General features: G+C 61.8%; 22 protein-coding genes, 1 tRNA gene and 1 pseudogene. 18 read left to right on the top strand and 6 right to left on the bottom strand.

Annotated features, from left to right (window positions below; genetic code table 11):
* Positions 1 to 550 precede the first annotated feature (550 nt).
* Positions 551 to 1,054 (top strand): hypothetical protein, encoded by a 504-nt coding sequence (locus tag H4I97_RS07065; protein ID WP_182307196.1) that lies wholly within the window; start codon positions 551 to 553, stop codon positions 1,052 to 1,054.
* Between the two features lie 32 nt (positions 1,055 to 1,086).
* On the opposite strand, the gene H4I97_RS07060 is transcribed toward H4I97_RS07065, so the two are convergent.
* Positions 1,087 to 1,800, bottom strand: coding sequence for a J domain-containing protein (locus H4I97_RS07060; protein WP_182307195.1), 714 nt, complete (start codon positions 1,798 to 1,800; stop codon positions 1,087 to 1,089).
* A 458-nt stretch (positions 1,801 to 2,258) separates the two neighbouring features.
* On the opposite strand from H4I97_RS07060, the gene H4I97_RS07055 reads away from it, so the two are divergent.
* Entirely contained in the window at positions 2,259 to 2,471 is a 213-nt protein-coding gene (locus H4I97_RS07055; protein ID WP_182307194.1) for a cold-shock protein, read from the top strand.
* 102 nt (positions 2,472 to 2,573) lie between these two features.
* Here H4I97_RS07055 and dusA read toward each other — a convergent pair whose 3' ends face one another.
* Entirely contained in the window at positions 2,574 to 3,536 is a 963-nt protein-coding gene (gene dusA, locus H4I97_RS07050; RefSeq protein ID WP_244658729.1) for a tRNA dihydrouridine(20/20a) synthase DusA, read from the bottom strand.
* A gap of 183 nt (positions 3,537 to 3,719) precedes the next feature.
* On the opposite strand from dusA, the gene H4I97_RS07045 reads away from it, so the two are divergent.
* From H4I97_RS07045 to H4I97_RS06970, 15 genes are all read left to right on the top strand, one after another.
* The gene (locus H4I97_RS07045) at positions 3,720 to 4,793 is read left to right on the top strand and encodes a site-specific integrase (RefSeq protein WP_182307192.1); all 1,074 of its coding nucleotides are present in this window, start codon (positions 3,720 to 3,722) and stop codon (positions 4,791 to 4,793) included.
* Between the two features lie 115 nt (positions 4,794 to 4,908).
* On the top strand, positions 4,909 to 5,133 hold the full coding sequence (locus tag H4I97_RS07040) for a helix-turn-helix transcriptional regulator (protein ID WP_182307191.1): 225 nt from the start codon (positions 4,909 to 4,911) through the stop codon (positions 5,131 to 5,133).
* Between the two features lie 268 nt (positions 5,134 to 5,401).
* Positions 5,402 to 6,637, top strand: coding sequence for an AAA family ATPase (locus tag H4I97_RS07030; RefSeq protein ID WP_182307189.1), 1,236 nt, complete (start codon positions 5,402 to 5,404; stop codon positions 6,635 to 6,637).
* A gap of 179 nt (positions 6,638 to 6,816) precedes the next feature.
* Positions 6,817 to 7,032: a hypothetical protein gene (locus tag H4I97_RS07025; RefSeq protein WP_182307188.1), complete on the top strand. Its 216-nt coding sequence runs from the start codon at positions 6,817 to 6,819 to the stop codon at positions 7,030 to 7,032.
* Positions 7,032 to 7,478, top strand: a complete 447-nt coding sequence (locus tag H4I97_RS24905) for an HNH endonuclease signature motif containing protein (RefSeq protein WP_182307187.1) — start codon at positions 7,032 to 7,034, stop codon at positions 7,476 to 7,478. The genes H4I97_RS07025 and H4I97_RS24905 overlap by 1 nt, the downstream gene beginning before the upstream one ends.
* Positions 7,469 to 9,106 (top strand): terminase large subunit, encoded by a 1,638-nt coding sequence (locus H4I97_RS07015; RefSeq protein WP_182307186.1) that lies wholly within the window; start codon positions 7,469 to 7,471, stop codon positions 9,104 to 9,106. Before H4I97_RS24905 ends, H4I97_RS07015 begins: the two co-directional genes overlap by 10 nt.
* Before the next feature lie 14 nt (positions 9,107 to 9,120).
* Positions 9,121 to 9,504, top strand: coding sequence for a hypothetical protein (locus tag H4I97_RS07010; protein WP_182307185.1), 384 nt, complete (start codon positions 9,121 to 9,123; stop codon positions 9,502 to 9,504).
* 543 nt (positions 9,505 to 10,047) lie between these two features.
* On the top strand, positions 10,048 to 10,191 hold the full coding sequence (locus tag H4I97_RS07005) for a hypothetical protein (RefSeq protein WP_182307184.1): 144 nt from the start codon (positions 10,048 to 10,050) through the stop codon (positions 10,189 to 10,191).
* 8 nt (positions 10,192 to 10,199) lie between these two features.
* Positions 10,200 to 10,276 (top strand) — tRNA-OTHER (locus H4I97_RS07000).
* Positions 10,277 to 10,466: 190 nt separating this feature from the next.
* Positions 10,467 to 11,624: a phage major capsid protein gene (locus H4I97_RS06995; RefSeq protein ID WP_182307183.1), complete on the top strand. Its 1,158-nt coding sequence runs from the start codon at positions 10,467 to 10,469 to the stop codon at positions 11,622 to 11,624.
* A 1-nt stretch (position 11,625) separates the two neighbouring features.
* On the top strand, positions 11,626 to 11,904 hold the full coding sequence (locus H4I97_RS06990; RefSeq protein WP_182307182.1) for a head-tail connector protein: 279 nt from the start codon (positions 11,626 to 11,628) through the stop codon (positions 11,902 to 11,904).
* Positions 11,901 to 12,437, top strand: a complete 537-nt coding sequence (locus H4I97_RS06985; protein ID WP_244658728.1) for an HK97 family phage prohead protease — start codon at positions 11,901 to 11,903, stop codon at positions 12,435 to 12,437. The genes H4I97_RS06990 and H4I97_RS06985 overlap by 4 nt, the downstream gene beginning before the upstream one ends.
* The gene (locus H4I97_RS06980) at positions 12,421 to 13,626 is read left to right on the top strand and encodes a phage portal protein (RefSeq protein ID WP_182307181.1); all 1,206 of its coding nucleotides are present in this window, start codon (positions 12,421 to 12,423) and stop codon (positions 13,624 to 13,626) included. The genes H4I97_RS06985 and H4I97_RS06980 overlap by 17 nt, the downstream gene beginning before the upstream one ends.
* Positions 13,623 to 13,961 (top strand): head-tail adaptor protein, encoded by a 339-nt coding sequence (locus H4I97_RS06975; RefSeq protein ID WP_182307180.1) that lies wholly within the window; start codon positions 13,623 to 13,625, stop codon positions 13,959 to 13,961. The genes H4I97_RS06980 and H4I97_RS06975 overlap by 4 nt, the downstream gene beginning before the upstream one ends.
* Complete coding sequence (locus tag H4I97_RS06970; RefSeq protein WP_182307179.1) at positions 13,961 to 14,416, top strand: hypothetical protein; 456 nt, start codon at positions 13,961 to 13,963, stop codon at positions 14,414 to 14,416. Before H4I97_RS06975 ends, H4I97_RS06970 begins: the two co-directional genes overlap by 1 nt.
* 432 nt (positions 14,417 to 14,848) lie before the next feature.
* Here H4I97_RS06970 and H4I97_RS06965 read toward each other — a convergent pair.
* Positions 14,849 to 15,007 (bottom strand): annotated as a pseudogene (locus H4I97_RS06965) (SDR family oxidoreductase); the annotation flags it as partial.
* A 10-nt stretch (positions 15,008 to 15,017) separates the two neighbouring features.
* Here H4I97_RS06965 and H4I97_RS06960 point away from each other — a divergent pair.
* The gene (locus H4I97_RS06960) at positions 15,018 to 15,278 is read left to right on the top strand and encodes a LysR substrate-binding domain-containing protein (protein ID WP_182307178.1); all 261 of its coding nucleotides are present in this window, start codon (positions 15,018 to 15,020) and stop codon (positions 15,276 to 15,278) included.
* Positions 15,279 to 15,283: 5 nt separating this feature from the next.
* Here the strand turns inward: H4I97_RS06960 and H4I97_RS06955 are convergent, their stop codons facing one another.
* The 3 genes from H4I97_RS06955 to H4I97_RS06945 all read right to left on the bottom strand — a co-directional run bounded on the left by H4I97_RS06955 (position 15,284) and on the right by H4I97_RS06945 (position 17,484).
* Positions 15,284 to 15,679: a (R)-mandelonitrile lyase gene (locus tag H4I97_RS06955; RefSeq protein WP_182307177.1), complete on the bottom strand. Its 396-nt coding sequence runs from the start codon at positions 15,677 to 15,679 to the stop codon at positions 15,284 to 15,286.
* A gap of 139 nt (positions 15,680 to 15,818) precedes the next feature.
* Positions 15,819 to 16,925: a thioesterase domain-containing protein gene (locus tag H4I97_RS06950; protein WP_182307176.1), complete on the bottom strand. Its 1,107-nt coding sequence runs from the start codon at positions 16,923 to 16,925 to the stop codon at positions 15,819 to 15,821.
* A gap of 121 nt (positions 16,926 to 17,046) precedes the next feature.
* A complete protein-coding gene (locus H4I97_RS06945; RefSeq protein ID WP_182307175.1) occupies positions 17,047 to 17,484 on the bottom strand; it encodes a DUF1489 family protein in 438 nt (145 codons plus the stop codon).
* Between the last annotated feature and the right edge of the window lie 17 nt (positions 17,485 to 17,501).

Here is a 17,501-nt window from a genome sequence, read left to right as displayed (position 1 = left end):
CAACGGTCTCCCCCGCGGGAGGCGGAAGGCGAGACGGTCCGGACCGGCTCGCCGTCACCGCCGCTAACGCGGGCGTGCCTCAGAGGCACACAGACAGGCGCCCGGGAGCTTGAAAAAGCCCCCCGGCGAAAAGACGGCGGGTTGGATCGGGCCGGCGCAAATGCCGCTCCTCCATCTGCCGGCGAGGGTCAGGCCGGACGGTACCATCCGGCGGGAACCTCCCGGGTCACCGGCCAGGCGTCAGCGAAGGTCCGTCACCGGACGGATGCGCGCTTGACGCCGATCCGCGCCGGCCGATGTCGAGACTTCAAAGTTTCGGCAAAGGCGCCGCCTTGCCAGAGAGACGCATGCAGCGGGCAAGAACGCCGAACGGGGCGCCGCAAGGAGCCACTTACTCATACTCTGACAGGCCCCTCGCGGCGCCGCGTCCGAGACTTGAACGACCCGACCCGGAGGGAGCGATCCCGACCGGCGGCGGAGCTGTTTCATTTTTCCCGCGCCTCCCGCCGGACGAGGACGGCCGCGAAAGCCAGCAAAGAGAGGAGACGCCATGACCGACCGCGACACCCCTGCCCCGAAAAATCCCGGCAGCGACGCCCCCGCCCCGGAGGACCGGACCGACGGGCCGTTTCCCCTGCCCGAGACGCCGATGGAGCTTCTGCTGCGCACCGCCGTCGCGATGATGGGTTTCACGAAGACCTGCCGGACCCGCCGCTGCCGCCGGCACGGCCGCTGCATGGGGACGCTCGCGCCGCTGCCATGGCCACGCTGCACCGGCCACCTCACCGAGGAGACCCGCGCCTGGGTGCCCGACGATTTCGCGGCAAAGTTCGCCCGGCTCGGCCGTGCGCCCGATCCCTGGGCGGATCCCGAGAACGGGCACGAGGCGGAGATCGACGAGCGCCGCCGCGCCATCTCTCTGCTCGAGACGGCCTTCGGCTTCGATCATCCCCTCTACGGCGCACGGATTCTCGCCTGGATCGCCGGCGATCCCGAGCAGCGCCGATACCGTCCGTGGCTCTTCAAGGCCCCACCGCAGGACGGCGCGGGCTGACCGCCGTGGCGTGCGATTCGAGGAGGCGGGATCTATTCGGCGGCGCGCGGCGCCTCGGCCGGTTCGGCCACGCCCGCCGTTTCGAGGATTTCCACCGGGGCGGCGGCTGCAACGTCGTCCGCCGCTTCGGTCTCCGCGCCGGTTTCCGCGATCTCCGGCTCCGGCTCCGCCGTCGGGCGCGGCACGAGCGGTTCCAGCTCGTAGGCATAGCCCTCGATCATCGCATAGGCCTGCTCGATCGCCTCGATCTGCTTCTCGGCGGTGCGGATCGCCTCGGCGATCGACTGGCTGCGGGCGCGCAGCATCGAGCCGAGCACGTCGGCGCCGGGGCGGCGGGCGAGCCGGTCCATGTGCTGGCGCACGCGGTTACGGTGGCGTTCGAGTTCGAGGATGTGGAAGCGGTTCTTCAGGATGTCGTCGGTGAGCTTGCGGCGCAGTGCGGCGACGGGATCGAAGCTGCCGGGCTCGCGCTCGTCGAGGATGATGTCGTTGACCAGCGTTTCGAGCACCATCAGCCCCTTGAGGTCGAGTGCGTCGGCCATCTGCGGGTCGTAGCCGGTGTCGTCGTAGACCTTGCGGCGCACCGGATCGCGCAGGAGGTCGTAGGCCGCCGTCACCGTCTCGAAGGCGGAAATGTCGCCGCCGCCGTCCGGATGGGCGGTCTTGGCAAGCCGGCGATAGGCGCGTTTGATGGCGGCCGCGTCGGCGTCGCGGTCCAGTCCGAGCGTCGCGTAAGGGTCGATCAAAGGCGGCACCTGTCTTCGTGGCGGATGGTTCTCTCGTGCCCGCTTTCCTACCCCCGGATTGGGGCGGCATCAAGCACGCCGGCAGATTCGCGCAACCGCGGCGGTGCCAGTTTGGTGCCCTACGGCATCAGGCGGGCAGAAAAAAGTAACTACCTCCCCCAAAATCCCAAGGGATTCAGGGGCTTGCAAATCAGCTTATGCCGTTTTAGGTTTTTCTCACTTGCCTTTGCCGGCGTCCTCTGTAGGGTGCGCCGCTCGGGCTACATATCCCGGAGACTGAACCGATCGTTTTGGACCGCCTGCGTGGTTGCTTCCTTGGGGGCCTACTCCCGCCGAAAGACGTTCATTCCCGATATCGCGCCTTCCGACGGGTCCTCACCTTCCCGGGAGGACCGAAATGCCCCGGCTCCGGCAGCGGAGACGGGAAACACCATCGAACCAGGGAAAAGGAATATCCCATGGCCACCAAGGGCATCGTAAAATTCTTCAATCAGGACAAGGGCTTCGGCTTCATCACGCCGGACGGCGGCAGCAAGGACGTGTTCGTCCACATCACCGCGCTGCACGCTTCGGGCATGCAGGGCCTGGAGGATGGCCAGCAGGTGACCTTCGACACCGAGCCCGACCGCATGGGCAAGGGCCCGAAGGCGGTCAACATCCAGCTCGCCTGATCTCTCCGGCAGCCGGTTTCCGGCAAGAATTCCCGGCCTTCTCGGCCGGACCGCGGCGCTCCATTCGGGGCGCCGTTTTCGTTTCGGGGAAACGATTGGCCGTCAGCCGACCGCCCGCTTCGGCCCCGCTTGCGTATCGACCGCGGCGAAGGCTGCGGCGATCACCTCCGGCCCTGCGCCGGGCCGTGCCGCCTCGGCCGAGAGGATCTGCCGGTAGCGCCTGGCCCCGGCAAAGCCCTGGAACAGGCCGACCATGTGGCGGGTGACGTGGATCAGCCGCCCGCCGGAGGCGATGTGGCGCGCCGCGTGCTCCATCATCGCGTCGCAGACCGCCTGCCAATCCGGCCGCCGTTCCTCCTCGCCGTAGATCGCCGCGTCGACCTCGTTGAGCAGCGTCGCATTGTTGTAGGCGGCGCGCCCGAGCATCACCCCGTCCATCACCTGAAGATGAGCAAGGGCCGCCTCGATCGTCTGGATGCCGCCATTGATGCCGAGGAAGAGGTCCGGGTTCTCCCGCTTCAGCCGGTGCACCAGTTCGTAATCGAGCGGCGGGACGTCGCGGTTCTCCTTCGGCGACAATCCCTGCAGCCACGCCTTGCGGGCGTGGACCCAGATGGCATCCGCGCCGGCCGCCGCCATCCGCGCGAGAAAATCCGGCAGCACGGCCTGCGGGTCCTGATCGTCGACGCCGATCCGGCATTTGACGGTCACCGGCACGGCAGACACCGCCTTCATCGCCGCGACGGCGCGCTCCACCGTCTCCGGCGTGCGCATCAGGCAGGCGCCGAAGGTACCGGACTGCACCCGGTCGGACGGGCAGCCGACATTGAGGTTGATCTCGTCATAGCCGTAGTCGGCCGCGATTTTCACCGCCTCGGCGAGCTTGGACGGGTCCGATCCGCCGAGCTGCAGGGCGAGCGGATGTTCCACGGGCTCGTAGCCGAGCAGCCGGCCGCGATCGCCGTGGATCACGGCATCGGCCACAATCATCTCGGTATAGAGGAGCGCCCGGCGGGTGAGCTGCCGGTGGAAGACGCGGCAATGGGTATCCGTCCAGTCGATCATCGGGGCGACGGCAAAGATTTTTCCGTTTGTTTTCCGTGCTTTATCGTAGAATGTCAACTGTTTACGGCCATTTCTTAGAGTCTCGCCTTGTCCCGATCTGTCTGCGTTTGTCAGCATGTTGCACCGTTTTTCAATGGAGAGTACAACAATGTCGTACTTCAATAGAAGGATGTTGTACTGCTGATGGGCACCATTACCGCGCGGAAACGCAAAGACGGAAGCACGGGATATACCGCGCAAATCGTCAAGAAGCAAAACGGCAAGATCGTATGGCGAGAGGCAAAGACCTTCAGCAAGGAACGGGAGGCGAAAGCCTGGGCCGCGTTTCGCGAAGCTGAACTCGCCAAACCCGGCACGCTCGACCAGTTAAGGAAGCCAGACTCCACACTTGCCGATGCCATCGACCGATACGTGACCGAGAAGCCCGAGATCGGACGAACCAAGGCGCAGTGCCTCCGCTCGATCAAGGACTACAAAATCGCAAGCATGGAGTGCGCAAGCATCCGGTCTAGCGACATATCGGCATTTGCTCGCGAGCTTCTGACGGGCGGCAGAAAGCCGCAAACGGTCGGCAACTACATTTCGCATCTATCCGCAGTCTTCAGAGATGCGCGGGCATTGTGGGACATGCCGCTAGACCACGGCGAGATGCGAGCCGCACAAGCCGCCTTGTCACGGCAAGACACCATTGCCAAGTCAGCACAACGGGACCGGCGCCCTACCCTGACAGAACTTGATTTGCTGATGCAGCACTTCGAGGACCGGCAAGCCCGCGCGCCGAATGCCGTACCCATGCAAAAGATCATCGCCTTCGCCATGTTCTCCACACGGCGGCAGGAAGAGACTACCCGCATTAAGTGGGAAGACCTTGATGAGCCGCATAGTCGCGTCTTGGTCCGCGACATGAAACACCCCGGCCAAAAACGCGGAAATGACGTTTGGTGCGAACTACCCCCTGAGGCGCTTGCCATCATAAAGACGATGCCGCACACCCGGCCGGAGATCTTTCCGTTTGGGACTGACGCCATCAGCGCGGCTTTCACGCGTGCCTGCAAGCTTCTCCAGATTGAAGACCTGCATTTTCACGATCTTCGCCACGAAGGTGTTAGCCGGCTGTTTGAAATGGGCAGAACGATTCCGCTCGCAGCCTCCGTATCGGGCCACAAGTCATGGAACAGCCTTCAGCGGTACGCGCACCTTCGCGAGAAGGGCGACAAACTGGCGAACTGGCCTTGGCTGGCGAAGATATTGAAGTGACACAAGCAGAAATCGCTTGACAAATACCGCACAAACTATTAGAAACGGCAACTTTTTCGCACACACATAGCGAAAAAGTATCACTTATGTCAATTTCTATAGGAGGACGAAAAACATGTCAAGCGAAAAAATGACCACCGCCGATGCGGCAACGTATATCTCCAAGTCGGCAAGCTGGTTGAACAAGACCCGCATGTCCGGCACCGGCCCCGTTTACCTCAAGATTGGCGGCGCCGTCCGCTACCTCAAGTCCGATCTGGACGCTTGGCTTTCCGGCAAGCGGCGCACCGCGATTTACGATTTCGCGAACGATAACCAGCGCGCGCAGGCAGTCGCATAGCCAATTAGGCAATCACCTAACAAATAAGGAACATCAATGGAAATTCACAACCTGCGGCCTGCCGCGGGACGGAACGAGCGCGCGCTTTTCGACGTGCAAATCGGGCCGCACCTTAGGCTCTTCAGTCTCGTATTGAAGGAAGGCCCGGACGGTAGGCTGCGCACCTTCGCACCGAAGGCCTTCGGAAAGCATGCCGCCAGCTTTCACCCGGAACTAGCACAACAGATCACAGATGCCGCTGTAGCGGTTATGGAGGGCAAGGCAGCCAATGACCATCACAACCGTTAACTTCAGTGTCGGAGATCCGGTAGAACATACGAAATACGGCAGCGGCTCCATTGTCGAAATGGAGGACGACAAGGTGACGGTCGCTTTCGACAAGCACGGCCAGAAGCGCATTATCGCCCGCTATCTCACTGCCGGCAGAGCGCCCCCTATGGCCGCTAATGACAACGCGCCATCAGCCGTCAATCCAGCCGACTGGCACGGCCAGCCGATCCCAGCCCGGCAATGGTATGCGGAAGACCTGATCCCAATGCGGCAGGTCACGATCCTAAACGGCGACGGCGGCGTCGGCAAATCCCTCCTCGCACTACAGATTGCCGCGGCAGGTGCCATGGAAGTCGACACGCTCGACATCGGGCCGGCGGCGGGCCGCGTTTTTTATGTCGGCGCGGAAGATGAGGAAGACGAGTTCAAGCGCCGTCTAGCAGACATCACTGCGGCCCATGGCAAGGGATTTAGCGACCTGTCCCACTTTCGGCTGTTCCCCCTTGCCGACCAAGACGCGACGCTGGCCTTGCCGGACCGGAGCGGCAACATGCAGCCGACTGCCCTATGGGCGACGATCGTCGCTGCTGCTGGCGAGTTCCGGCCGCGCCTTATCGTCTTGGATACGGCGGCCGACCTGTTCGGCGGCGACGAGATCAAGCGCGGCCAGGTCCGGCAATTCATCGGCATGCTTCGGCAGGTGGCGCTCGGCATCGACTGCGCTGTCGTCCTGCTCGCGCATCCATCCGTTGCCGGCATGCAATCCGGCACCGGCTCGTCAGGCTCTACCGCGTGGAACAACAGCGTGCGCAGCCGCCTCTACCTCACTGCCGACAAGGACGAACCGGACCGCCGCATTCTCAAGGTGATGAAGGCGAACTACGGCACGACCGGCAACGAGATCAAGTTGCGATGGAGGGCCGGCGCATTCGTCCTGGATGACGGCAAGCCCTCGCCCGTCAACGCACTACTGGCCGCAAGGGCGGAGCGCATCTTCCGCGACATACTGACCGCCATCAATGCCAGCGGTGAACGTGTGGCGAAGACCAAGGGCGTGAACTATGCGCCGCGTGTCATGGCAGAGAGGCCAGATGCAGAAGGACTGACCCAGAAGCAACTGGAGGCCGCCATGTTTGCCCTGCTGGCCGCTGGAGAGCTTCGCATTGAGATGGAAGGCCCGCCGTCGAAGTTGCGGCAACGGCTCGTTCTGGCGACGGAACAAGAGAATGAATAGGCAGCTTCCACCCTACCTTCCACCCCTGTTCCACCCCCCTACCACCCCCATACCACCCCCCTGTACCTTCCACCCCCTATAACCCCCATAGGGGTGGAACACCCCTGGAAGGGTGGAAGCCCTTCCGGCTGTTCGTACCCCTTAATCGAAACGAGGAGAGAAAATAGAAATGGAAAAACATGTTTGCTATCGAGCCCTATTTCGCCGAACGCCGCGTCCTGAAAGCCAACGATGCAGGTGAATACAAACACGTCTGGGAGCGCGTCCGCGTCATCGGCATCAGTCGGGACATGAACGGCGAGCCTGCGTATCTCATCGAGGCGTTCCACAACGGCACCTCGAGCCTTGCGATTGAAGGCGAGATCAAGCGGCTCGAGAAGGGCAATCCACTCTAATGTCTAAGTGGCCCTACTCAACAGCAGCGTGGCGCGACTTGCGCCATGCCAAGCTATCCGCCACCCCATTGTGCGAAGTGTGCATCAGGCGGGAAGTGGTCGAACCTGCCAACGTCGTCGACCACGTCGTCGCTATCAACAAGGGCGGCGAGCCGTTCCCTCCCCTGTCTGGGCTCATGTCAATGTGTGAGCCGTGCCATAACATCAAGACGAACGCGGTCGACCACCCTAACGCAAGCTGCCACAGGCGCGCGTACAAGGGCTTCGACGTGGACGGCAACCCCATTGACCCGGATGGATGGGAACGCTCTGACGGCCCGCTCTGTGGCGACGTGAGGCCGGCGGCCTTCCAAGGACGGGAAGTGACGGGCCGGGGACCGGCGTGGGACACTCGCGAAGACTTAGTTTTGAAATTTTCTGACAAGGAGGGCGACCGATGGGTCTAAGAGGGCCAGGCGCCAAACCTAAAGGGAAGCGTGCCGCTGCCAACGACAACCGCCGCGAAACCCTCCCATGGGAGGCTGAAGGCTTGTCACGGCTGGAGCGCGTCATTGCGTTCATCGAAGACATGCCGGTCACGCAAGGCAAGTTTGCCGGCACGAAAATGAAACTTCGCGATTGGCAGGTTGATGAGTTCCTAGCGCCGATCTACGCGGAGGACGAGAACGGACGGCGGCCAGTTCGCACGGCTGCGCTCTCCATGGGACGCAAGAACGGCAAGACCGGCCTTTCCGCTGCGCTGGCTTGTTGTCATATCGTGGGACCTGAAGCGGAAGACCGCGGCGAGGTGTATTTCTGCGCAATGGACAAAGCACAGGCCGCGAAGGCATGGGCCGAATGCAAGGCCATGCTAGAGGGCCATGCGGAGCTATCGGAACGCGTCAACATTATCCGGTTCTCCAAGGAAATCGAAGTCCTCGACGGCCAGGGCAAGGGCTCGGTTCTGAAGGCCCTTTCCGCCGATGCTGATTCCAAACTGGGCCTGTCGCCATCGTTCGTCCTTTGCGATGAAATCGGCTATTGGCCGAAGCGCGATTTGTTCGACGCGATGGACTCGGCCCTTGGCGCGCGTGACGAGCCGCTAATCGTCGCTATCTCCACCCAGGCGAAGGACGACACCCATTTCTTTTCGGAGATGATCGACTACGGCTTGAAGATCCGCGACGGCGAGATCGAGGACCCGTCCTTTCACCTCGCCTTCTTCGCGGCCGGCCCGCTTGATGATCCGTGGGACCCGGCAACATGGCACAAGGCCAATCCGGCGCTTGGCGACTTCCTCTCTATGGAGCAGGTCGAGCGCATGGCCATGCAGGCCCAACGCATCCCGTCAAAAGAGGCCGATTTCAGAAACAAGCTGCTCAACCAACGAATTGACGGCACCGTGCGGTTCATCGCGGCCCGCGAATGGAACGATTGCAACCTCGGCCCGATCGATGACAAGGCGCTGGAGGGCCGCGAATGCTTCGGCGCCCTCGACCTATCGGCGGCCCGCGACTTGACCTGTTTCCTTCTCGTCTTTCCGGAAGAGGATGGCCGGTTTACCGTCTTGCCGCGCTTCTTCCTTCCGGAGTTCGACATCGAGGGGAAGAGCGACACCGACCGTGTGCCGTACAATGTGTGGGCGCGGCAACCGGATGCGCGGCTCACCCTGCTACCCGGCAAGGTCATCGATCCGGCGCTAGTGGCCGAATATATCGCAGACGAGACGGCCCGCTTTGATATTCGGGCAATCGCTTACGATAGGTGGCGAATTGAGGATCTGAACAGAGAACTCGACAAGCTTTCCGTGACGTTGCCGCTTGTGCCGTTCGGCCAGGGCTACAAGGACATGTCTCCAGCCGTCGACGTGCTGGAGGTGACAGTCGCGCAACAGAAGTTGAACCACGGGGGCAACCCGCTCATGCGCATGTGTGCATCTAATGCCGTGGTGACACAAGACCCGGCCGGCGCAAGAAAGCTTGACAAGTCTAAGGCGAGTGGGCGCATTGATGGTATCGTGGCGCTTGCAATGGCTCTGAAAACTGCACAGGCGCACGAAGAAGAGGGGCTGCCGGCGTGTTTGCTGGCGGCATAACGGAGGGAATGGGAATGAGTGAAGTATTCACCGCAAGCGTTCAATACAATGATTGGAAGGGCACATCTGCTGCGGACGATGCCGATGACGTATCAAAACTGGAATACTTCCGAGAAAAAGGCGTTCCGGATGGCGCCCATGTCGTAGCTATTCGGGCCTATTATCTGTCTATCGACCCCGGAAATATTAGCGTTCGCGCCGTCTATGCCGATGGAGAGGGCTTCGATAGCGTCAACGAACAAATTCAATCCACCGATACACTACAGTTTAAAGAGATTGATATCGAAGTGACATTGGAAGAGTTCTTCAGCTTATTTAAGCGATTCAGCGTCGTGCTAACACGAGATGGCCTGGGATTAGACGGCCGTGAGTACGAGATCCTCAACCCGAACGTGTAACATATCCGCAACACCCTGCCGTCATCTTCAGGCGGCGTGGCAACTATTTTCGGCGAAAATGTCTAAAAAGCGGGTTCTCGTGGCGTGTATATATAGAGGGTACTCGCATAGCGGCGCATAGCTGCGCAGCGAGTACATACTCAAACGCCTTCAGAATGGCTAGAGATAGGGAGAAAGACTCCCGATATTCGAGTGTACACTCAACCGCCGCCCCGCGCGGTAGGTATGAAGGCGCATAGCGGCGCATAGCGAGGCATGCCTCAACACGCTGCAGAGTGACTAGGGATAGGAGTACGTACTCAATTCGCGAATTTGGGGACTGTATTGTAAGAGGTGCGCCTTTATGCGCTTTCCTGCGCTTGCATAAGTTGCCGATTCCGCGAAGTTGTCACCTGTGTAGGTGAAGGGGTACGTGCCCATCCTAACAAACGAACTTAACCATCTTTACAAATTTGTCAAGAAAATCAACTGGTTAGACCGTTTTTCGCTTGCCAGAACGCCACACTTGCGGCATGCTCTCCATATCGAAACGGAGGGCAGAACATGGCAGACGAAATCGAAGAGATCAGATTGCTTGTTTCGTTGGTCCTGCGGGCAGTCGGGGCATTGCCAGATTCCGCGGCCGAATGTGCCGGCCTGTACGTCATCCTTGAAAAGCTTGACGCGCTCGCCACCCTCCCCGCCTAAGCCAATTCGGCCCTGTACCCGCGCGGGACTTCTAGCCCGATAGCGGTAACGGATGATGCGAGTTCGAATCTCGCCAGGGTCTCCACCACATAGCCAGCGCGACCACCACCGGCCCCCACACGTGCCGCGCGCTGGCACCCCACACAATCAATCAAGTTCAGCCTGCCGGCAACGGCGGGCTTTTTCATTTCCGCGCCATCGGTTCGGAAAGCGCCGGAGCATGCCCGGCAATCAACGGCGCCTAGTGCGCCAATTCCCTAGCCTAGGAGACTACATTGAACATTGCACATCTGCAGGAAACCCGCGCCGCGAAAATCGTTGAGATGCGCGCCGCAACTACCAACCCGGAACGCTTCGACGCGCTGGAAAGCGAAGTCCGCGCGCTCGACAAGGACATCAAACGCGCCGCCACTCTGGCAGAATTTGAACGCCAGGCGGACGCAAAGCCCGACGCTTCGGCCAACAAAGAGCTTCGTAGCTACAGCGTCGGCAAGGCTATTCGCGAAGCTGCGGCCGGCTCGCTTACTGGCCTTGAACGTGAACAGCACGACGAGTTGAGCAAGGGCCGTGAAGTCCGCGGGGTCATGATCCCGACCGCGATGATCCTTGGCGAAACCCGCGCGATGACCACCACCACGGCGGCCGATACCGTCGCCACCAGCATGGGCGGCATGATTGATCGTCTGCGGCCTGTCATGGCAATCCAGAACCTGGGTGCGACCATTATTTCGGGCCTGACTGGCAACCTCGATTTGCCTAAGCTCACAGGCGGACCTAGCGCCTATTGGGTGGCCGAAGACGGCTCGACCACGGCCAGCGACTCCACTTTCGACAAGGTCAGCCTCTCGCCGAAGACGGTTAGCGGCGAAATGTACCTGTCGCGCCGTTTGATGCTCCAGAACGGCGTGGCGCTTGAAAACGTGCTCCGCGGAGATCTGGCTTTCATTCTCGCGCAGGCACTCGATGGCGCCGCAATTCTTGGCGGCGGCACCAATCAGCCGTCCGGTATCATGGACGTTATCACCGCCAATGCGACGGCTGAAACGGAACTGACCGACATTGCGGCTGACCTGATCGCAGCGCTTGAAATGGACGACGTGACCGGCACCACCGGCTTCTTGACCAATCCAACAATCATGGCCGCCGCTCGCAAGATCAAGGATACGACGGACCGCAACATTCCCGTTTCGGAGATCTTCCACGGCGAGCGCATTGTTTCGTCCAATCAAGTCAAGACGATCACCGGCACGCCTGACACCAACCCGCTTGTCTTCGGCGCCTGGTCGAACCTCATGGTCGGCTATTGGTCCGGCATCGACATCTTGGCAAATCCGTACACCGACGCGAGCAAGGGAGGACTCCGCCTCCACGCCTTTTTGGATGCGGATGTCGCCGTTCGGCACCCGGAAGCGTTCGCTTGGAAGGCCATCTAACTTGACGGCCGTTACTCTCGCGGAAGCGAAGGCGCATCTTCGGATCAGTTTCACGACCGACGACGATTACGTCACTTCGCTCCTAGAGGCGGCCGACGGGTTTGTGTCCGAGATCGGGGTGGCGATTGCCGCCCCGGTTCCGGCGCCCGTTAAGCACGCCATCCTCCTCCTGGCGGCCCATTGGTACAACGCCCGCGAAGCTGCCGGCGAAACACCATCGACGCCTATCGCCTTCGGCGTGAACGCCCTCCTCCAGCCGTACAGGACGCAATCGATATGATGGAAAAAAGAATTGCCACGGAAGTCAGGGCGGAAGGTCGACGTCTTTCCGGCTATGCCGCAACTTTCAACACTGAAACGCGGATCGCGGACTTTAGCGAGACGATTGCCCCCGGCGCCTTCGCGGCCAGTCTTCGCGGCCAGCCTGATATTTTGGCGCTAGTCGACCATGATGCGGGCAAAGTTTTGGCCCGCACGAAATCCGGAAGCCTTCGCCTTTCCGAAGATGCCCGCGGACTGGCATTCTCCATTGACGTGCCGGACACCACCCTCGGCCGCGACCTGCTCGCCATGGCGGCCCGCTCTGATCTAGGCGGCATGTCATTCGGCTTCACCGTGCCTGAAGGCGGCGACGAGTGGCGCGGCGAAAAGCGCACTCTGCGGAATGTCGTGTTGCACGAAATCAGCGTCGTTCAAAGCTTTCCGGCCTATGGCGGCACGTCGATTCACGCGCGTTCCCGTCAACAGCGGACCGATGCCGATCGCCGGCTAGCCGTACTCGAATTGGAGGCTTGCCATGTGGCCATTTCGTAAAGCTGAAACCCGCATCGCTACGTCGGACCCCTATCTTGGCGAGTTCTTAGGCGCGCGTTGGCAGGCTCGAGCCGACATCGAAAAGGCGTCCGGCCATGCCGTCGCGCACAGGTGCATCAGCGTCATCGCGGAAAACCTCGCTTCGGTTCCGTTGAAGGTCTACCGCAAGACCGAAGACGGCGGACGGGAAGCGGCAACGGACCATCCGCTTTATAGTGTCCTGCACGACGAGACCGCACCGGGCCTTACTGCCTTTGAAGCCCGCGAAATGATGCTGGCCAGCGCCCTCACCTATGGCAATGCCTACAGCAAGATTGAACGAAACGGACGCGGCCAGGTCACGGCATTGCGTCCGCTGCTGTCACCATCGATGACGGTTGAACGGCTCGCAACGGGCCGCTTGAGGTATAAGCACGCGCTACCTGATGGCGGCACGGAAGTCCTGCTGCAAGACGAGGTGCTGCATATCCGATACCGCACGAAAGATGGCGTGCTTGGCTTGTCTCCTATCCAGATTGCGGCGGCTGCATTCGGGCTTGCGTTAGCGCAGCAAGATCAGGCCGGCGCGGCTGCGGAGAATGCTTTCCGTCCTGCTGGCGCTTTGGTGTTTCCTGACAAGCTGGCAACGGCCGGGAAAGAAGACGTGCTGGCAAAGTTCAAGGCGAGGTTCATTGGCACGCTCAAGGCCAATGAGGTCATGATCCTCGACGGCGGCGCGAAGTTCGAGACGTTCCAGTTCAACAGCAAGGACTCGGAATTTCTTGAAAGCCGGAAGCTGTCCAATCTCGACATTTGCCGCGTGTTCGGCGTGCCGCCATCCGTTGCCGGTATCACCGACGATGCGACCTATTCCAACATTGGCGAGGAATCCCGCGCGCTTGTTCAACGCTGCTTGGCCCCATGGGCAAGGCGCGTGGAGATGGCCATGCAGATTGCTCTGCTGTCGCCTGAGGCGCGAAAGACCTTCTTTGTGGAGCATGACCTTGCGGGCCTTCTCCGCGGCGATCTGGCGAGCCGTTACACGGCCTACCGCGTCGGTCGCGAAGGCGGCTGGCTTTCAAGCAATGAAATCCGCGCGTTTGAAAACATGTCCAAGATCGACGGCGGCGACACCTATGTCGAGCCTTTGAACATGGGAGTGCTTGGCGGCGCTAATGACAATCGAGCCAAGATCGAGGACGCGGCATGACCCCGGCCGGCAAGCTTCGCGAGTTGGTCAACTTCCAGAACAGAACCGAGGAAGACGACGGCTTCGGAAATATCACATCAGGTCCACATGTCACGATCTGGTCCGCCCCGGCCCGCATCGAACGCCTGCGCGGCACAGAGTCCGTCATGGCTGGCCGTCTCGCGGGCAGTCAGACCGTCGCGATTACCATCCGCTGGCAACCTGCCGCGGCAACCATGACCACCGACTGGCGGGCCGTTGATGCCCGCAGCGGAGAGATATGGGACATCACGTCCATCGAACCCGACGAGCGCAAGAGCTTCGTCAACATCCTCGCCAAAACAGGAACAGCATAATGAATAACCAAATCAAGCTTCTCGGAGTTAATATCCAGCGAGCACCGGCATGGGATCGCAGCTTCGCAATCATGGCATTCGGCGACGTTGCCATTGAGCCCATGGCCATGACTCTGCGAGGCTGCGCACTAGTACGCCTGAACGGCAACATCGTCGCCTTGCCGCCGAAGGTCCCAGGCGCCAAACCGGGCGATCTAGGCGCTATCCAATGGGACGCACGCAGCGAGTTCGCGCAAGCGGTCCGAGACAAGATGCTCGCCGGCTATGAAGCCCTTGGCGGCCAGATGCCACCCGACCCGACTAAAAAACAAACCAACGGCATGAACGCCGCGCGCCGGTATGCGGAGAAGGTGAAGGCGACCACAGACGAACCGGCCAACGACAACGAAGCCGTTGCCGGCTTGCATCGTACCTTAGGCATCGAAACAGAGGAGGCTTACCGTGCATGTGGATAATCGAATAGAACCCCGCGCCTTGAGGCGGCCGGATGCGGCTCGTTATCTGGGCGTCTCGCCGCGCTACTTCGACCGACTGCGGGCCGAGGGCAAAGTGCCGCCGCCGCTTGAAAAATGGGGAGTCGCGGTATGGGACCGAAATCAGTTGGACGCGCTATTCGTGGCGGCTTAGGCCGCCACGGTACTACAAAAAGTACAACAAAAGCCGTAAGCCATTGGTTTATCTAGCGCACCGTCCAGTCGATCATCGGCGCGACGGCAAAGACGGGAGCCTTGAAATATCTCGCTCTTTCCTTCTTTACAGGCTCTTGCAACGCTTTCTTTCCCGCTTCGTTCAGGCTTGTTCCGGAGCGACATCCGCCCGTGGGCCTATGTAATGCCGGCGGACCAACTATGCGAGAACAAACTTCACGGGCCGTCAACGCGGGGTGGTCAGAACGTCGCGTTGAACGCGCCGCCGTCGAGCAGCAGGTTTTGGCCGACGATATAGCCGGCATACTGGCTGCAGAGGAATGCCGCGGCGGCGCCGAACTCGTCTGGCGTGCCGACGCGGCCGGTGGGGTTCTGCGCATATTCCTCCGCACGCGCCGCCTCGATCGATATGCAGCTCACCGACTACAACATCGCCCTGCAGGCGGCTCTGAACGGCCAGGGAGTCGCGATCGGCCGGCTGCTCCTGATAGGCGACCATCTGACGAGCGGCCGACTGGTGCAGCCCTTCGCCACCACCGTTCGCTCGGAAAAGACGGCATATTGGCTCGTCATGCCCGAGCATCGGCGGCTCAGCCCCGCCGCCGAATCGTTCCGCGTCTGGCTCAAGGAGCAGGCCGCATCGGTGAAGACCGGCCAAGCTGACCGGTGACGGCCTCAGGCACCGTATTCTTCGTCCGTGACGTGCTCCAGCCAATCCACGGCCTCGCCGCCGAGGGCCTCCTGGATGGCGATATGCGTCATCGCCGTGGTCGGCCCTGCACCGTGCCAGTGCTTCTCTCCCGGTTCGAACCATACGACGTCGCCCGGCCGGATTTCTTCGACCGGCCCGCCGAAGCGCTGGGCCCGGCCCAGCCCGGAGGTCACGATGATGACCTGCCCCAGGGGATGCGTATGCCAGGCGGTTCGTGCACCGGGTTCGAAGGTGACCGTGTTACCGGCGGCCCTCGCGGGATCCTTCGCTGCAAAGAGAGGGTCGATTCTCACGGTTCCGGTAAACCATTCGGACGGGCCTTTGGCGGACGGCCTACTGCCTGCTCTGTGAATTTCCACGTTTGTCGCTCCCGGTTCGATTGTCAGGATACCTTCAGGGACGTCAGGTTCTCACAGACGCTGCATCACCGAAAGCTCGCTTTTCCACATGGCCGCGGCTCGGCGAGGACGGGCGCATCCGACAAGACCGGTGTGGCCTCTATGCCTTTTTCATAGCTGCGAGCCGGCGGCTGACGTCGGCGGCGAGCGCGCGGGCGTGCCGACCGATCGTAATGGTCTGGTGGTTGCCGGAGACATCGACCCATTCCGCCGCCGGAAGGTAAGGCTCCCAGATGAGCTTCGGGTCACAATCGACCGGCGAGCCGCCCTCCGTCCGGTAAAAGACCAGAGGCCCTTCGTAGCGCGACGGGCGGAAGAGCCCCTTCATCCGCAGGAGCTGCCGGGCCGCGAGATCATAGGCCGGCGGATAGCCGCCGAGCCACTGCGGCACGAAGGTCGGGTAGGTTTCCATCTTTGGGCTCAGGAAACGGAAGGCGAGACGCCGGAGCGTGCGCCGCAACTTCGCCAGGCGTCCACCGCCGAGCCGCACCTGTGACGCTTCCCCGGCAGGTTCCTCGGCGGCCGTGGCCGGCGCCTGTCCACCCCTGGAAAGCAGCCGCCCGGCTGCGAAGTCGAGCCATATGCGCAGCGGCCAGGCATGCTCGCTCTGCGGGCTGTCGACGAGGGCTAAGAAATCCGCCCCGACACCGCGGGCTGCAAGCGCGCGGGAGAGTTCAAGCGCGACCAGACCGCCGAAGGAATAGCCGACAAAACGATAGGGCGGGACGATCCCGGATGTGTCGAGTTCGGCGAGGCAGGCTGCGACCTCGTCGGCGATCACCGCAGGCGTTGAAGCAGGGCGGCCGAACGGCGTGAGCGCCATGCCGTAGACGGTCCCGTCGAAGGCGAGTGCTTTGACGAAATCCTTCATTTCGAGAAAGCAGCTCGCGCCGCCGGCGAAGACCACGAGTGTCTCAGACGCGGTGCCCTGGCGGATCGGAATCCGTTTCGGGACATTCCGGTATGAGCCGTCGGCCATCGCGCCCGCCAGATCGCGAAAAGTCGGCCACAGGTAGAAACTGTTGACGTCGAGCTCGATGCCGCTCGCCTGCCAGACCGCGTCGATGAATTTCAGCGCGCGGTTGATGTTGAAGACGTCGACGAGGACGGTTTCGGCCGAAATCTCGCGGCGCTGCACCGCGCGGGCGGCCTCAAGAAGAAGATGCTCGAACGCAGCCGCGTCACACCGATCCGTCGGCACCGCCACATGCCCCTCCATGCTTTATCCCGCCACCAATCGTCGCCCGCCCCAGATAGGCCTGACGTTCCGCGCAGAATTGCGGAAGGACGTTTCGCTTCCGTTAAAGCGCGCGCGGGGACGTTTCCTACTAAAGCAGGCCGAGCTCGGCGAGTTCCCGACGCAGGTCGTCCGGCATGTCCTCGATATCGGCGCCGGAGGCGTTGAGGTCCCTCGGGGCGGCATCTGCGTCGAGATAGCGCCAGCCCTGGAAGGGACGACGCGGCGCCGGCGCAACCTCGACGACCTCAGGCCCGAGGATCAGCTCGCAGCGACTGATACCGTCGCCGCCGGTGAAGGTCTTGATGTCGAGAAGCCGCTGGCGTGCGGCAACCTGCCCCTTGATGATCCAGTAGAGCGAGCCGCCGTCCAGCAGTTCTTCCGAGCGTTTGGGCACCATGCGGGTGACGTGGGAGCTATGCGGTTCGAGGCCGGCGGCAATGGCCGTCAGCGAGCGCTCGGCGACCCATTGCCTGAGGTCCTCGAGCGACTCCGCGCCCACGCAGAGCTTGATCAGATGCAGTGTCATGCAGACGGTGATACGCC

Source organism: Ciceribacter thiooxidans, from assembly GCF_014126615.1.
GTDB lineage: Bacteria > Pseudomonadota > Alphaproteobacteria > Rhizobiales > Rhizobiaceae > Allorhizobium > Allorhizobium thiooxidans.
Note: the sequence above shows the minus strand (reverse complement) of the source record. Positions and strands in the feature narration are given on the sequence as shown.